The 15,267-nt window shown below is 72.0% G+C and carries 11 protein-coding genes; 7 read left to right on the top strand and 4 right to left on the bottom strand.

Going from position 1 to position 15,267, the window contains the following annotated elements:
- Window positions 1-31: 31 nt before the first annotated feature.
- Window positions 32-1,792 carry a malto-oligosyltrehalose trehalohydrolase gene (gene treZ / locus AB0I83_RS00505; protein ID WP_363303049.1) on the bottom strand — a complete coding sequence of 587 codons (1,761 nt, stop codon included), beginning with the start codon at window positions 1,790-1,792 and terminating at the stop codon, window positions 32-34.
- A gap of 203 nt (window positions 1,793-1,995) precedes the next feature.
- On the opposite strand from treZ, the gene AB0I83_RS00510 reads away from it, so the two are divergent.
- Both AB0I83_RS00510 and AB0I83_RS00515 read left to right on the top strand, forming a co-directional pair.
- Window positions 1,996-3,480: a GH1 family beta-glucosidase gene (locus AB0I83_RS00510; protein ID WP_363303050.1), complete on the top strand. Its 1,485-nt coding sequence runs from the start codon at window positions 1,996-1,998 to the stop codon at window positions 3,478-3,480.
- Window positions 3,477-4,043, top strand: a complete 567-nt coding sequence (locus AB0I83_RS00515) for a DUF1707 and FHA domain-containing protein (RefSeq protein ID WP_363303051.1) — start codon at window positions 3,477-3,479, stop codon at window positions 4,041-4,043. The genes AB0I83_RS00510 and AB0I83_RS00515 overlap by 4 nt, the downstream gene beginning before the upstream one ends.
- 19 nt (window positions 4,044-4,062) lie before the next feature.
- On the opposite strand, the gene treY is transcribed toward AB0I83_RS00515, so the two are convergent.
- On the bottom strand, window positions 4,063-6,456 hold the full coding sequence (gene treY / locus AB0I83_RS00520; RefSeq protein ID WP_363303052.1) for a malto-oligosyltrehalose synthase: 2,394 nt from the start codon (window positions 6,454-6,456) through the stop codon (window positions 4,063-4,065).
- Window positions 6,457-6,553: 97 nt separating this feature from the next.
- The gene (gene glgX, locus AB0I83_RS00525; RefSeq protein ID WP_363303053.1) at window positions 6,554-8,710 is read right to left on the bottom strand and encodes a glycogen debranching protein GlgX; all 2,157 of its coding nucleotides are present in this window, start codon (window positions 8,708-8,710) and stop codon (window positions 6,554-6,556) included.
- Between the two features lie 380 nt (window positions 8,711-9,090).
- Between glgX and AB0I83_RS00530 the strand changes: the two genes are divergently transcribed.
- On the top strand, window positions 9,091-10,323 hold the full coding sequence (locus AB0I83_RS00530; RefSeq protein WP_356842358.1) for an SAV2148 family HEPN domain-containing protein: 1,233 nt from the start codon (window positions 9,091-9,093) through the stop codon (window positions 10,321-10,323).
- Window positions 10,324-10,403: 80 nt separating this feature from the next.
- Window positions 10,404-11,135: a 3'-5' exonuclease gene (locus AB0I83_RS00535; RefSeq protein WP_356534362.1), complete on the top strand. Its 732-nt coding sequence runs from the start codon at window positions 10,404-10,406 to the stop codon at window positions 11,133-11,135.
- Window positions 11,136-11,146: 11 nt separating this feature from the next.
- On the opposite strand, the gene AB0I83_RS00540 is transcribed toward AB0I83_RS00535, so the two are convergent.
- On the bottom strand, window positions 11,147-12,013 hold the full coding sequence (locus tag AB0I83_RS00540) for an aminoglycoside phosphotransferase family protein (protein WP_356534360.1): 867 nt from the start codon (window positions 12,011-12,013) through the stop codon (window positions 11,147-11,149).
- A 125-nt stretch (window positions 12,014-12,138) separates the two neighbouring features.
- Between AB0I83_RS00540 and AB0I83_RS00545 the strand changes: the two genes are divergently transcribed.
- From AB0I83_RS00545 to AB0I83_RS00555, 3 genes are read left to right on the top strand one after another with little or no spacing between them, the layout of a single operon-like run.
- Window positions 12,139-13,080 (top strand): sugar ABC transporter permease, encoded by a 942-nt coding sequence (locus AB0I83_RS00545; protein WP_363303054.1) that lies wholly within the window; start codon window positions 12,139-12,141, stop codon window positions 13,078-13,080.
- Window positions 13,080-13,916, top strand: coding sequence for a carbohydrate ABC transporter permease (locus AB0I83_RS00550; protein WP_363303055.1), 837 nt, complete (start codon window positions 13,080-13,082; stop codon window positions 13,914-13,916). Before AB0I83_RS00545 ends, AB0I83_RS00550 begins: the two co-directional genes overlap by 1 nt.
- The gene (locus AB0I83_RS00555; RefSeq protein ID WP_363303056.1) at window positions 13,916-15,211 is read left to right on the top strand and encodes an extracellular solute-binding protein; all 1,296 of its coding nucleotides are present in this window, start codon (window positions 13,916-13,918) and stop codon (window positions 15,209-15,211) included. Before AB0I83_RS00550 ends, AB0I83_RS00555 begins: the two co-directional genes overlap by 1 nt.
- Window positions 15,212-15,267: the final 56 nt, after the last annotated feature.

A 15,267-nucleotide genomic window follows, 5' to 3' on the forward strand; every position in this document is an offset into this window, starting at 1 on the left:
GTACGGGCAGGGCGTGGGGCAGCGGGCCGGTTCAGTCGTCGGCCAGCACCACGCACGACTCGGGCGGCAGGTGCAGCAGCCCGTCGGCGCCCGGAGCCTCCACCGGCTCCCAGGCGGCCAGCACCCTGCCCCCGCCGCCCCGGTGCCGGCCCGCGCCCAGCGCGATGGCGGCGGGCTTCCCGGACAGGTTGACCGCGATCCGCAGATCGCCCCTGCGGCAGACGAGCCAGCGGGCCTCCTCGTCGAACGCCGCCTTCACCGAGGCGAGATCGGGGTCGGAGAGGTCGGGCACGGCGTGGCGGAGCGCGATCAGCTCTCGGTACCAGGCCAGCAGCCGGGCGTGCGGCTCCCGGTCCCGTTCGCTCCGGTCGAGGCAGGAACGGGCCCGGGTTTCCGGGTCCTGCGGGTCCGGGACGTCCTCCGCCGCCCAGCCGTGCGCCGCGAACTCCCGGCGCCGTCCGTCGCGTACGGCGCGTGCGAGCTCCGGATCGGTGTGGTCGGTGAAGAACTGCCACGGGGTCCGTGCGCCCCACTCCTCGCCCATGAACAGCATGGGGACGAACGGGCCGGTGAGCACGAGCGCCGCCGCACACGCCTGGAGGCCCGGGGAGAGTCCGGCGGAGAGCCGGTCCCCGAGGGCGCGGTTGCCGATCTGGTCGTGGGTCTGGGCGTATCCGACGAAGCGGTGGGCGGGCACCCGGGACACGTCGACGCGGCGGCCGTGTGCGCGGCCCCGGAAGCTGGAGTACGTACCGTCGTGGAAGAAGGCGCTGGTCAGGGTCTTGGCGAGGGCGGCCAGCGGTGCGGTCGCGAAGTCGGCGTAGTAGCCCTGGGACTCGCCGGTGAGCGCGGTGTGCAGGCCGTGGTGGAAGTCGTCGTTCCACTGGGCGTGCAGACCGAGGCCGCCCTCCGAGCGCGGCGTCGTCGTCCGGGGGTCGCAGAGGTCGGACTCCGCGATCAGGACGAGCGGCCGGCCGAGCTCCGAGGCGAGTGCGTCGACAGCCGTGGAGAGCTCCTCGAGGAAGGTGAGGGCCCGGCCGTCGGCCAGCGCGTGCACGGCGTCCAGGCGCAACCCGTCCAGACGGTGGTCCCGCAGCCAGGCGAGCGCGCTGCCCAGCAGGTAGGCGCGCACCTCGTCCGAACCCGGCGCGTCCAGATTGACGGCCGAGCCCCAGGGGGTGTGGTGCGTGTCGGTGAAGTACGGGCCGAAGGCCGGCAGGTGGTTGCCCGACGGGCCGAGGTGGTTGTGGACCACGTCCAGGACGACCGCGAGACCGAGCCCGTGCGCCGTGTCGACGAAACGCTTCAGTCCTTCCGGCCCGCCGTACGGCTCGTGCACCGCCCACAGGGACACTCCCTCGTACCCCCACCCGTGGGTTCCGGGGAACGGGCAGACGGGCATCACGGACACATGGGTGATGCCGAGGTCCACGAGGTCGCCGAGCCGCTCGGCCGCGGCGTCGAAGGTGCCCGCGTCCGTGAACGTGCCGATGTGCAGTTCGTACAGGACGGCGCCGGGCAGGCCGCGCCCCGCCCACGTCGTCCGCCAGGCGTAGGCGTCCTGGTCGACGACCGCGCTCTCGCCGTCGGGCCCGTCCGGCTGCCGCCGCGAGCGCGGATCGGGCAGCACCGGGCCGTCGTCGAGCGAGAAGCCGTACCGGTCGCCGTCCGCGGCCTCCGCCTCGGCGGTCCACCAGCCGGCCCGCAGCGGGTCGCGCCCCATCGGGACCCGCCCGCCCGCCGTGCACAGGGCCACGGACCCGGCCTCGGGGGCCCACACCTCGAACCGCATTCACCACTCCTCGTCCATGAACCTGACGCCTCACCGGAGGCCCCATGATCGGCGTAATCCGCACGCACGGCCCCGGGACACTGGAGCGAGCCCACAACTGGCCGTTAGGGTCTGGTCCTGATCATTGCCCTTCCGGGTTCTGCTCATTCGCGGCGAGCCCGGGCAGTAATACGAGGTCCCTCTTACGGCTGCTGGAGGCCGAGATGACCGTGCCGACGTTCCCACCCGGTTTCCTGTGGGGCGCCTCCGCCTCCGCTTTCCAGACGGAAGGGGCCTTCGACGCCGACGGCAAAGGGCTCTCCGGCTGGGACGCCTTCGCCGCGCAGCCCGGCCGCATCAAGGACGGCACCGACACCACCCGCGGCACCGGCTTCCACGAGCACTACCGCGAGGACGTGGCCCTGCTCGCCGGACTGGGCGCCGACGCGTTCCGCTTCTCCATCAGCTGGCCCCGGGTCGTCCCCGGCGGAAGCGGCTCGCTCAACCCCGCCGGACTGGACTTCTACGACCGGCTCGTCGACGAACTCTGCGCCAACGGCATCACCCCGGCACCGACCCTCTACCACTGGGACACCCCGCTCCCGCTGGACGAGGCGGGCGGCTGGCTCAACCGGGACACCGCCTACCGCTTCGCCGAGTACGCGGGCATCGTCGCCGAGCGGCTCGCCGACCGCGTACCGATGTGGATCACCATCAACGAACCGGCCGAGGTGACCATGCTCGGCTACGCGCTCGGCGAGCACGCCCCCGGCCGCACCCTCCTCTTCGACGCCCTGCCCGCCGCCCACCACCAGCTCCTCGCACACGGCCTGGCCGTACGGGCGCTGCGTGCCGCCGGTGCGGACAACATCGGCATCGCGCTCTCCCACTCGCCCGTCTGGACGGCGGGGGAGTCGGACGAGGACCGCACGGGCGCGGAGCTCTACGACACCCTGACCAACTGGCTGTTCGCCGACCCGGTCCTCACCGGCCGCTATCCCGACGAAGCCTTCGCCGCCCTGATGCCCGGCCCGGTCGAGGACGACCTCAAGGTAATCTCCGCCCCCCTCGACTGGTACGGCGTCAACTACTACAACCCGACCCTCGTCGGCGCCCCGCGGCCCGAGGCGCTCGACTCGTTCTCCGGCTACTCCATGCCGGAGGGGCTGCCGTTCGGCATCAGGGAGATCGAGGGGTACGACACCACCGACTTCGGCTGGCCCGTCGTCCCCGAAGGACTCGCCGAGACGCTCGGCGGGCTGCGTGACCGCTTCGGCGACCGGCTGCCGCCCGTCTACATCACGGAGAACGGCTGCGCCGTCGACGAGCCCCTCGCCGACGGCCGCCGCATCGCCTTCCTCCAAGGGCACCTGGAGGCGCTGCGGACGGCCATCGACGCGGGCGTCGACGTACGCGGCTACTTCACCTGGTCACTGACCGACAACGTCGAGTGGACCGAAGGCGCGAGCAAGCGGTTCGGCCTGGTCCACATCGACTACGAGACGCTGCGGCGCACCCCCAAGGAGTCCTACGCCTGGTACCGCGACGTGATCAGCGCGCAGCGCACGGCCGGCGCGCGGGGAGCTGCGCCCACACCGGGCGGGGGTGTTCCCGGATGGCAGCCGCCCGCTGCCGCACAGGTCGGGGAGGCCGGAAACGGGCATCGTCTGGACACCCCGGGCCCGTCGGCCCGACAATCGTTGCTGTGACGTCCTCCTTCGAGTCCTCCACGCATCCCGCGCGGCTGTCGGACGCCCAGCGCGACCGTGTTCTCGGTGTACTCAGAGACGGCGCCGCCCAGGGCAAGCTCTCCCACGACACGTTCCTGCGGCGCATGGAACTCGCCCTGGTCGCCAGACGCCCCGAGGAACTCGTCGCCCTCACATCGGACCTGGACCCGGGCGGGCGCTGGTCCCGGGGCCTGTTCCGCGCGGTGGGCGGCGTCTCCGCCTTCCCGGCCCGGGTGCGCAGGGCCTGGCAGTCCGAGCGGCTGCCCAGGCTCCTGCTGCCGGTGCCGGGCCCACACCCCCTGCTCATCGGCCGTGACCCCGGCAACGGACTACGGCTCAGCCACGAGACGGTGTCGCGGCTGCACGCCGAACTGTCCGCGCACGGCAGCCGGTGGATCCTCCGCGACCTCGGCTCGACGAACGGCACGTGCGTCAACGGGCAGCGCGTCGTCGGATCGGTCGGGGTGCGCGACGGTGACCAGGTGAGCTTCGGCCGGATGACCTTCCGGCTCACGGCGTCACCGCCCGTACCCCCGGCCTGACCGCTCCCACGGCCGTCCTTCACCCCTGCCCCGGCGCCGCCCTCACGAGCAGTGCCACCGGCCGCCGCGCGAAGAGCCCCGCCACGGCGACCCCGGGACCGGTGAACTCCGAACCCGGCGACAGCAGATCGGTCCACGGTCCCTCGTCCGGCAGGGACAGCACGGTGTCGCGCCAGCCGCCCTCCTCGTCCAGCCGCAGCGCCAGCCGCGTCACCGCCGTGACCACCTCGCCGGACCGGCAGAACGCCAGGCAGTGTGCGGCAGCCGTGCCCCGCGCCGTCAGCGGGACATACGTGCCCGCCCCGCCGAAGACCTCCGGGCGCTCCCGGCGCAGGTGCAGCGCTGCCGTGGTCAGGGCCGCCTTCTCGTCGTCGCCCTCGGGGGGCCTGCTGAACGGCCGCCGGTTGTCCGGGTCCACCAGTGCGATGTACTCCCGTTCCGTGCCCTGGTACAGATCGGGCACACCCGGCATCGTCAGATGCACCAGCGCCGCACCCAGCACGTTGGCCCGCACGAAGGGGGCGAGTGCGTCCGCGAACCGGGTCATCAGCTCCCGCGCCTCACCCGCCTCACCGCCCGGACCCGCCGCGACGAAGTCGGTCACCGCACGCTCGTACGCCGGATCCGGTTCGGTCCAACTGGTGAACAGCCCCGCCTCGCGCACGGACTTCAGCAGCGCGGGCTCCAGCCTGCCCGCCGTCTCACCGGCGGGCATCGCCGCGCAACCGTACGCCGACTGCCAGGCCTGCCAGGCCAGCTGCGGGTCCGGAGCCGGCACGGACGTCGCCGTGGACAGCCGCGCCACCAAAGACGACCACCGCTCGGGGCACTCGGACAGGACCGCGATCCGGGCCCGCATGTCCCCGCTGCGTTTGGTGTCATGCGTGGTCAGCACCGTGCCGGTGCCCGGCCAGTCCCGGCCGATCCGGGCGCCGAAGGCGTGGAACTCCTCCGGGCTCACCGCCGGCTGCCCCGGGTCGCCGCCCACCTCGGTCGCCGAGATCAGCGGGACGTAACGGTAGAACGCCGTGTCCTCCACCGACTTGGCGTGCAGCGCGGACGCCGTCTGCGCGAACCGGGCGCAGAACGCCGCCTGCCCGGGCCCGGCGCCGAGGCGGCCCAGCGCGAGGTCGCGCACCACGTCCACGGCCTCCGCCTCCTGGGGGACGGAGAACACCGCCTTGGCGTCCCGCACCGCCTCGGCCGGGAGCGCCGACTCCGCGACCTCCGTGAGCGGGCCGCCCGCCGTGACGTACGGCCGGTAGACCGGGACCCGTACCAGCAGCTCGCGCACCGCCGTGCGCAGCGCCCACGGGGCGTGGTCACGCAGGGCCGGATCCTCCGCGCAGACCTGGACCGCCAGACGCGTCAGCCACTCCGTCTCGGCGGCCAGTTCATGGGTGACCACGCGGTACGCCGCCCTGCGGACGGTGGCGGTCCAGTAGCCGCCGCGATCCCCGGGAGGGCCCGCGAAGTCCCGGTAGCGGCCGAGCAGGTCCGCCGCGCCCATCGGGTCCGTGAACAGCCCGTCGATCCTGTGCAGCGCGTCGTACCCGGTCGTCCCCGCGACCGCCCAGCCCGCGGGCAGGGTCTCGGAACCGGTGAGGATCTTCTCCACCACGGTCCACCGCCCACCGGTCTCCTCGCCCAGCCGGCCGAGGTACGCCGCGGGATCGGCCAGCCCGTCCGGATGGTCGATGCGCAGCCCGTCGACCACCCCGTCGCGGACCAGTTCGAGGATCTTGCCGTGGGTGGCGGCGAAGACCTCGGGGTGCTCCACCCGGACACCGATCAGCTCGGAGATGGTGAAGAAGCGCCGGTAGTTCAGCTCGGTCCTGGCCAGCCGCCACCATGCGAGGCGGTAGTGCTGGGCGGCCAGGAGCTCGGGCAGCGGGAGTTCCGCCGTGCCCTCGCGCAGCGGGAACTCCAGGTCGCCGTAGCGCAGCACAGGCGTGCCGTCGTCCCTGGCGGCGGTCTCGAAGCCGGCGCTCTCCTCACCGACGCGTCCGGCGAGCACGGGCAGCAGGATCCTCCCGCCGCCGGCCGCCCAGTCGATGTCGAACCAGCGGGCGTACGGCGAATCCGGCCCCTCCCGCAGCACCTCCCACAGCGCCAGGTTGTGCCGGGGGGCGGCAGCCATGTGGTTGGGCACGATGTCCACGACCAGCCCCAGGCCGTGGGCGCGTGCCGTGGCGGAGAGCTGCCGCAGCCCCTCCTCACCGCCGAGCTCGGCCCGCACCCTGCCGTGGTCGACGACGTCGTAGCCGTGCCCGGAGCCGGGCACTGCCTCCAGGACGGGCGACAGGTGCAGATGCGAGACGCCGAGCGAGGCGAGATACGGCACGGCGTCCGCCGCGGCGGCGAAGGGGAAGTCCGGTTGGAGCTGCAGCCGGTACGTGGCGGTGGGCGTCATGGTCTCGTACGTACCCAGCCACGCGACTCTCTCCCACCCGTCTCCGCCACCCGGCACCGGCCGGCGGTGCTCGCCGGGCCCCCGGCACCCCATCGGCCTACGCCGGACGTTTGAGCACCGTCAGGCTGCGCCCGACCAGTGTCACCCGCTCGCCCGCGGACACCTTGGGCCCCGCGCCCGGCGGCACCCCGTCCGGGACGGCCGTGTCCACGACCACCTGCCACTGCCTGCCGTGGTTCATCGGCACCGTGAACTCCAGGGTCTCGGCGCCCGCGTTGAACATCAGCAGGAACGAGTCGTCGGAGATCCGCTCCCCCCGCGGCCCCGGTTCGGAGATCGCGTGGCCGTTCAGGAAGACCGTCATGGCCTTGGCGTGCGCGGCCTGCCAGTCCCGCTGGGTCATCTCCTCACCCCTGGGGGTGAACCACGCGATGTCGGACAGCTCGTCGTGCGTGCCCTCCACCGGGCGGCCGTGGAAGAAGCGCCTGCGCCGGAAGACCGGGTGGTCGCGCCGCAGCCAGACCATGGCCCGGGTGAACTCCAGCAGGCTGGTGTCCGTGCCGGCGGCGCCCCGGTCGCCGTCCTCGGCGCGTGAGGCGGCGGCCGGATCGGGCCAGTGCACCCAGGAGAGCTCGTTGTCCTGGCAGTAGCCGTTGTTGTTGCCCCGCTGCGTCCGCGCGAACTCGTCGCCGTGGCTCAGCATCGGCACACCCTGGGACAGCATCAGCGTGGCGACGAAGTTGCGCATCTGACGGCTGCGCAGCTCCTGGATCTCCTTGTCCTCGGTCTCGCCCTCCGCGCCGCAGTTCCACGAGCGGTTGTGGCTCTCGCCGTCCCGGTTGCCCTCGCCGTTGGCCTCGTTGCGCTTGTCGTTGTACGAGACCAGGTCGTGCAGCGTGAAACCGTCGTGGCAGGTGGTGAAGTTGATGGACGCCAGAGGCCGCCGCCCGTCGTCCTGGTAGAGGTCGGACGAGCCCGTGAGCCGCCCGGCGAACTCCGCGAGCGTGCGCGGCTCGCCCCGCCACAGGTCGCGGACGGTGTCCCGGTACTTGCCGTTCCACTCGGTCCACAGCGGGGGGAAGTTCCCCACCTGGTAACCGCCCTCGCCCACGTCCCACGGCTCGGCGATCAGCTTCACCTGGCTGACCACCGGGTCCTGCTGCACCAGGTCGAAGAACGACGACAGCCGGTCCACCTCGTGGAACTGCCGTGCGAGCGTGGCCGCCAGGTCGAAGCGGAAGCCGTCCACGTGCATCTCGGTCACCCAGTACCGCAGCGAGTCCATGATCAGCTGCAGGACGTGCGGCGACCGCATCAGCAGGGAGTTCCCGGTGCCCGTGGTGTCCATGTAGTACTTCTGGTCGTCGGCCAGACGGTAGTACGAGGCGTTGTCCAGCCCCCGGAAGGAGAGCGTCGGGCCGAGGTGGTTCCCCTCCGCCGTGTGGTTGTAGACGACGTCGAGGATCACCTCGATGCCCGCCTGGTGCAGCGCCTTCACCGCCTGCTTGAACTCCAGCACCTGTTCACCGCGGTCGCCCCACGAGGCGTAGGCGTTGTGCGGGGCGAAGAAGCCGATGGTGTTGTAGCCCCAGTAGTTGGCGAGACCGGCGTCGGCGAGGCGGTGGTCCTGGACGAACTGGTGCACGGGCATCAGCTCGATCGCCGTGACCCCGAGCTCGGTCAGGTGGGCGATGACCTCCGGGTGCGCGAGTCCCGCGTACGTGCCGCGCAGCTCCTCGGGCAGGCCCGGGTGAAGCATCGTCAGGCCCTTCACATGGGCCTCGTAGATCACCGTGCGGTGGTAGTCCGTACGGGGTCGGCGGTCGTCGCCCCAGTCGAAGTAGGGGTTGACCACGACGGAGCTCATCATGTGCGGCGCCGAGTCCAGGTCGTTGCGCTCGTCCGGCTTGCCGAACGGGTAGCCGTAGACCGCCTCGCCCCACTCGATCTTCCCCGAGATCGCACGTGCGTACGGATCGAGGAGCAGCTTCGCGGAGTTGCAGCGCTGCCCGTGCTGAGGCTCGTAGGGGCCGTGCACCCGGAAGCCGTACCGCTGCCCCGGCATCACCCCGGGCAGGTAGGCGTGACGCACGAAGGCGTCGGTCTCGCGGAGCTCCACCGCCGTCTCGGAGCCGTCGTCGTGCAGCAGGCACAACTCGATCCGGTCGGCGGCCTCCGAGAAGACCGCGAAGTTGGTTCCGGCGCCGTCGTACGTGGCGCCGAGGGGATAGGCGTGTCCCGGCCAGACCTGCATAGATAGGACTCTTCCACTTCTGATCCGGGTGCTGGGGGTTTTCGCCCCGATACTCCCCGAAAGACGGTCCTGTACCTAGTACGTCGGCCGGTGCGGCCGGGTCCCGTCGACGCGATCCCGTCGGGCCGGTCAACCTGGGACACCTCGGTGTCGCCCGGACAGGTGTCACGGGCTGCCCGACAGCTCCTCCGTCCGGTATACGGCCTGCGAGAGCGTGCACAATCGCTATGAACCATCTCACTCCACCCGATCTCGCCGCAAGGAACAGGCCTGATTCATAGGGGAGTTGAGTGAGGAGCCTGTGCATCCTGCTGCACCGGCTCCCGCTCGCGGAGTACCCTTCCTTGATCGTTGGTGGGGGAGTGGAAGGCGGTACACGGGTGAGCTCGGGAGGATTCGAGCTGCCCCCAGGTGACGCAGGTCACGAGGGGGAGTCGACCGATGCTCAGCCGGGGGCGGTCTCCCTCGTGCAGCCCATGGAGATCGGCGCCGAGCTGGACTGGGGGGCGGACGCCTGGAACGAGGTGCGCACCCGAGCCCAGCGGGCCGGTCGTGCGTACATCTGGCTGAATCTGGTGGAGCAGCGGCTGCGCGCCGTGGTCTCGGCGGTGATCCGGCCGATCTACGAACCGGTGCACGGCGAGGACTGGGTGGTGGCCGCGGCGGGCCCCGCCGGACAGGAGTGGGTGCAGCGCGCGGTGGCGGTCCGGGAGGTGTCGCGGCGCAAGGGCTACCTGCTCGACCCGGCCGACGACAACGTCCTCAGCTTCCTCACGCTGCCCCAGCTGCGCGAGCTGATGGTCCAGCACTGGCCCTGTTTCGAGCCGTACTTCGACGACCGCCGCGAGGTGGAGCTCGCGCTGGACGAGCTCGAGGTGGCGCGCAACGTCGTGTCCCGCAACCGTGCGCTCAACGAGGCCGTCCTCGCGCAGGCCGAACGCGCCTCGGCCCGCCTCCTGGAGATCCTGGGCAACGGCGCCGCGGTCCCCTCCGCCGACCGGCTGCCCGTGGACGCGGTCGAGGAGCTGGTCGGCGACCGTTACGCCGACGTGGTCTCCGTCCACCCCGACCGGGTGCGGCTGCAGCGCCAGCTGCCCGCCGAGGACCTGTTCGGCGCCGCGCGCCGGCTCGACGCGATCGGCATCGGGCTCAACCTCCTCACCCAGAACTTCTCGGGGCGCCGGCTGGTCCGCCTCGCCGAGTCCGGCTGCCGGGTCAGACTGCTGTTCATCAACCCGGCGAGCAGCGCGGTCAAGCGCCGGGAGCGCGAACTGGGCCTCAAGAAGGGCGAGCTGAGCCGCTCGGTGGAGATGAACATCCTCCACATGCGCCGGGTCCGCTCCAAGCTCCGGGACCCCGGCGCCTTCCAGATCCACGTCTTCGACGAGACACCGCGCTTCACGGCGTACCTGGTGGACGGCGACGGGCCCGACGCGGTCGGGGTCGTCCAGCCGTACCTCCGGCGCGCACGCGGCATGGAGGCGCCCGTGCTGGTGCTGCGGGGCGGCGGGCGCGCCGTGGTCCGTGCGGGGCAGGACAGCGAGCACGGTCTCTTCGAGACGTACCGCGAGGAGTTCGAGTCGGTCTGGACGGACTCCAGGCCGGTCTCCTGACGTCCCTTCCGCCGTTGTCAGTGGCGCGTGCGAGGGTTTGTCCATCACTCGGGGGAACGCACCACAGGAGGAGGTACGGGATGAGCTGGCACCAGGAGCGCCTGGTCGGTTTCGACCTGGAGACGACCGGCACAGACCCGCTGGAGGCCCGGATCGTCACCGCCGCGGTCGTCGCCGTGGACGGCAGGGACGCGGAGCCGGTCCGCTGCGGCACCTGGCTGGCCGATCCCGGCATAAGGATCCCCGAACAGGCCTCCGCGATCCACGGCATCAGCAGCGAGCGGGCGGCGGCGGAGGGCCGCCCGGTGCGCGAGGTGGCGGACGAGGTCGCCGAGGCCCTCGTCGAGTACTGGCGCGAGGGGGTGCCCGTCGTCGCCTACAACGCGGCATTCGACCTGACGCTGCTCGCCGCGGAGCTGCGACGCCACGGCCTGCCCTCGCTGGGGGACCGGCTGGGCGGCAGGGAGGTCGGGCCGGTGGTCGACCCGTACACCATCGACCGGGCCGTCGACCGCTACCGCAAGGGCAAGCGCACCCTGGAAGCGGTCTGCGTGGAGTACGGCGTGGTGCACGGCGGGGCCCATGACGCCGCCGCCGACGCGCTGGCGGCCGTACGCGTGGCGTACGCGATAGCCGCACGGCACGGCTCGGTGGCCGCGCTGGGGACCGACGAGCTGCATGAGCGTCAGATCGCGTGGTACGCGGACTGGGCGGCCGACTTCCAGGAGTTCCTGCGCCGCAAGGGCACGGCCGACGCCGTGATCGACGGCCGCTGGCCACTGCGGGAGCCGGCCGGGGTGCACGCCTCCTGACGGCGGACGCGTCAGAAGGGGTACCAGCGCACCTCGGGGTCGTCCTCGCGCAGGGACGCCACCCTGCGCCGGAACTCCGTGAGCGCCTTGGGGTTGGCCGGGGCGTGCTGGGAGACCCAGGCGCAGCTCGCCGTCTCGCGGGCGCCGCGCAGCACCGCGCATCCCTCCCATGAACGGACGTCCCAGCCGTACGCCTCGGTGAAGGCGTCGTAGGCGTCGGCCGGCAGGCCGTACCGGTCACGGGAGAGGGCCAGGACCACCAGGTCGTGCTCGCGCAGATCGGCGGAGAAGGTCTCCAGGTCCACCAGCACCGGCCCGTCCGGGCCGACATGGACGTTGCGGGGGAGCGCGTCGCCGTGGATCGGACCCGAGGGCAGATGGGGGACGAGCGCGGCCGCTGCCTTCGCGAAGCCGTCGCGCCGGCCGCGCAGGTAGTCCGCGTCGGCCGGGTCGATCGCGTCGCCGGCGAGCCGCAGCCAGCGCTCGACACCGCCGAGCAGCTCACGGCGCGGTAGGGCGAAGCCCTCCGGTGCGGGCAGGGCGTGCACCTGGGTGAGCAGCGGAGCCAGATCGCGTGGTTCGGGCGGACGCACGGCGTCCGGCAGCCGGTGCCACAGGGTGACGGGGTGGCCTTCCACCAGGCGGGCCCGGGATTCGGCGGCGCGCACGGCGGCCACGCCCGACTCGGCCAGCCACCGGGCGACGGCGACCTCGCGCTCGGCCCGTTCCCGCAGCTCCGGGTGGTGCGTGGCGTCACGGCCGACCTTGACGACCAGGCCGCCGTCGGCGAACACCGCGTTCTCGCCCAGCGCGAGGAGCTCCGCCCCGGCCGGCAGTCCGGCGGCGGTCAGAACCTGGCGTGCACGCGTCTCGTCCATGGCCCGATTTTCTCATCCCCGCAGACCACCTTGACGAACGGGCGGCCCGTCAGCACGATGACGATGGCTGCCCGGGCGGCCATACAGGTGTGAAACCGATCCAATGATGCAAAGGGGTCGAATTCATGACACTGGCGACCGCGGCGAGGCGGTCCGGGCGCAGGGTTCCGCAGGAGGGACAGGGCGGGCGTCGCCGGGTGCGGGACGGCGCGACATGGTTCCTGGTGCTGCCCGCGCTCATCCCGATCCTGATCCTGAGCGTCGGCCCGCTGCTCTACGGCATCGCGCTGGCCTTCACGGACGCGCAGTCGGGTCGCACCCGGTCCACGCAGTGGGTCGGCGCCCTCAACTTCCAGGACCTGCTGCACGACACCCTGTTCTGGGACTCCTTCCGGATCGGGCTGCTGTGGGCCGTCGGCGTCACGGTCCCGCAGTTCGTCCTCGCCCTCGGCCTCGCGCTGCTGCTCAACGCGAACCTCCGGATGCGCTGGCTCGCCAGGGCGCTGGCGATCATCCCCTGGGCGATGCCCGAGGTGGTCGTCGGCATCATGTGGCGCCTGGTCTACAACCCCGACGCGGGCATCCTCAACGAGACCGTCCGCGACCTCGGGCTCGGCGACGGCCGGGACTGGCTGACCGGGCTCGCCACCGCCCTGCCCGCGGTGGTCGTCGTCGGCATCTGGGCCGGCATGCCGCAGACCACGGTCGCGCTCCTCGCCGGACTGCAGAACACCCCGCAGGAGCTCCACGAGGCGGCCGCCCTCGACGGTGCGGGCGCCTGGCGCCGCTTCCGCACCGTCACCTGGCCGGCCGTCCGCCCCGTGGCACTCGCCATCAGCGTCCTCAACTTCATCTGGAACTTCAACTCCTTCGCCCTGGTCTACGTCCTGACCAGCGGCGGACCCGGTGGCCGCACCCGGCTGCCCATGCTCTTCGCCTACGAAGAGGCCTTCCGCTACGGGCAGTTCGGTTACGCGGCCGCGATGGGGTGCGTGATGGTCGCCGTCATCTCGGTGCTGCTCGCGGTGTATCTCGCCGGCCGGCTCAAGGGAGATGAGGACGCGTGATGCCGCGTACGAGCCCGACCGCGCGCGCCGGACAGTACGCCGCGCTCCTCTGCTACCTCGTCTTCCTGGCGTTCCCGTTCCTGTGGCTGATCTCCACCGCCTTCAAACCGGCCCGCGAGCTGGGTTCGCTGCACCCCACCTGGATCCCCCGGGACCCGACGCTGGAGAACTTCCGGCAGGCCTTCGACGAGCAGCCGCTGCTCCGGGCGGCGGGCAACTCGCTCACCGCCGCGGTCTGCGCCGCCCTGATCGCGGTCGTCATCGCCACGCCCATGGCGTATGTGATGGCACGGCACCGGGGGAAGCTGTCCACGGCCGCCACCGGGTGGGTCGTGATCAGTCAGGCCTTCCCCTTCGTCCTGGTGATCATTCCGCTCTTCCTGGTCCTCAAGTACCTGCACCTGATCAACTCGCTGTGGGGGCTGATCCTGGTGTACGTCGTGTGGTCGCTGCCGTTCGCGCTGTGGATGCTGGCCGGATACGTCCGGGCCGTACCGCCCGAACTGGAGGAGGCCGCGGCGGTCGACGGGGCCGGGAAGGCGCGCATCCTCGTATCGGTCACCGCGCCGCTGCTCGCGCCCGGGATCGTGGCCACCGCGCTGTTCGCGTTCATCACCGCGTGGAACGAGTTCTTCTTCGCGCTCGTCCTCCTCAAGACACCGGAGAAGCAGACCTTGCCGGTCGTACTCACGCACTTCCTCGGCGCGGAGGGGGTGGTCGACCTCGGGCCGCTCGCCGCTGCCGCCTTCCTCGCCACGCTCCCCTCCCTCGTCGTCTTCGCGGTCATCCAGAAGCGGATCACGGGTGGCCTCACGGCCGGGGCGGTGAAGCACTGATGCGCCGACTCCCCGTGACGGCCGCGGCGGCCGTCACCGCCCTCGCCCTCCTGCTCTCCGGGTGCTCCGGCGATGACGGCCGCGGTACCGACGCCGACGGCACGGTCCGGCTCAGTTTCCAGTCCCTGGCCTGGCAGAAGGAGTCGGTCGACGTCAACAGGCGACTCGTGCGCGAGTGGAACGCCGCCCACCCGGACATCCAGGTCGACTACGTCCAGGGCAGCTGGGACAACGTCCACGACCAACTGCTCACCTCCTTCGAGGGCGGTGAGGCGCCGGACATCATCCACGACGCCTCCGACGACCTCGCGGACTTCGCGTACGGCGGCTACCTGGCCGATCTGCGGACCCTGCTGCCGGACCGCCTGACCGAGGACATCCCCGAGCAGTCCTGGGAGACCGCCACCTTCGGCGACGGCGTCTACGGGGTGCCCTTCCTCCAGGAGCCCAAGGTCCTGATCGCGAACAAGAAGATCCTCGAGTCCTCGGGCGTGCGCATCCCGACCCCCGGGAAGCCGTGGAGCTGGCCGGAGTTCCGGCAGGTCACGGCGGAGCTGGCCGGTGAGGGGAGGTACGGCGTTGCCTGGCCCCTGAAGGAGCCGGTCTCCGTCACCCTCAACCTGGGCCTGTCGGCCGGCGGGCAGCTCTTCCACCGCGGCGCGGACGGCAGGGTGACGATCCGCTTCGACGAGGGGGACGGGGTCGTGCCCGGCACGGTCCGTGACCAGGTCGACGACGGCAGCGCGGCCCGGACCGCCCTCGGCATGGGGGGTTCGGACACGCTCCCGGGCTTCTTCGGCGGCAGGTACGCCATGGTCCCGCTGGGCTTCTCCTACCGCCAGCAGGTCGTCGAACAGGCCCCCGAGGGCTTCGAGTGGACGGTTCTCCCCACCCCGGCGAGCAGCGGCCGACTCGCCCAGGGCGTCAGTCCGCAGACCCTCTCGGTCGCGGAGGAGAGCCCGCACAAGAAGGAGGCGGCCCGGTTCATCGACTTCATGCTGCGCCCGGCGAACATGGTGCGCCTCGCCAAGGGTGACTGGATGCTCCCGACCGGCACCGAGGCCCTGGCCGACCCCGCGCTGCACACCGAGGAGAACGGCTGGGCGACCGGGACAGCCCTGGCCCGCGAGTTGCGCCCCGCCCCCGCGCAGTCGGTGCGCGGCTACCCGGAGTGGAAGGACAAGGTCGCGACGCCCGCGCTCCAGGAGTACTACAGCGGCGCGATCGGCACCAGGGAGCTGAGGAAGCGCCTGGTCGACGACGGGAACCGGGTGCTGGCCCGCTACCAGCGCTGATCCGGCCGCGGCGTGGTCCGAAATGGAGTGGACGATACGTATCGTCTCGCCTAGCG

Origin of the sequence: Streptomyces sp. NPDC049970, assembly GCF_040660235.1 — a bacterium.
In the GTDB taxonomy this organism is placed as follows: Bacteria; Actinomycetota; Actinomycetes; order Streptomycetales; family Streptomycetaceae; genus Streptomyces.

Coding starts and splice junctions, on each gene's coding strand:
- treZ (WP_363303049.1), bottom strand. CDS start 1,792: ATGCGGTTCGAGGTGTGGGCCCCCGAGGCCGGGTCCGTGGCCCTGTGC.
- AB0I83_RS00510 (WP_363303050.1), top strand. CDS start 1,996: ATGACCGTGCCGACGTTCCCACCCGGTTTCCTGTGGGGCGCCTCCGCC.
- treY (WP_363303052.1), bottom strand. CDS start 6,456: ATGACGCCCACCGCCACGTACCGGCTGCAGCTCCAACCGGACTTCCCC.
- glgX (WP_363303053.1), bottom strand. CDS start 8,710: ATGCAGGTCTGGCCGGGACACGCCTATCCCCTCGGCGCCACGTACGAC.
- AB0I83_RS00535 (WP_356534362.1), top strand. CDS start 10,404: ATGAGCTGGCACCAGGAGCGCCTGGTCGGTTTCGACCTGGAGACGACC.
- AB0I83_RS00540 (WP_356534360.1), bottom strand. CDS start 12,013: ATGGACGAGACGCGTGCACGCCAGGTTCTGACCGCCGCCGGACTGCCG.
- AB0I83_RS00545 (WP_363303054.1), top strand. CDS start 12,139: ATGACACTGGCGACCGCGGCGAGGCGGTCCGGGCGCAGGGTTCCGCAG.
- AB0I83_RS00550 (WP_363303055.1), top strand. CDS start 13,080: ATGCCGCGTACGAGCCCGACCGCGCGCGCCGGACAGTACGCCGCGCTC.
- AB0I83_RS00555 (WP_363303056.1), top strand. CDS start 13,916: ATGCGCCGACTCCCCGTGACGGCCGCGGCGGCCGTCACCGCCCTCGCC.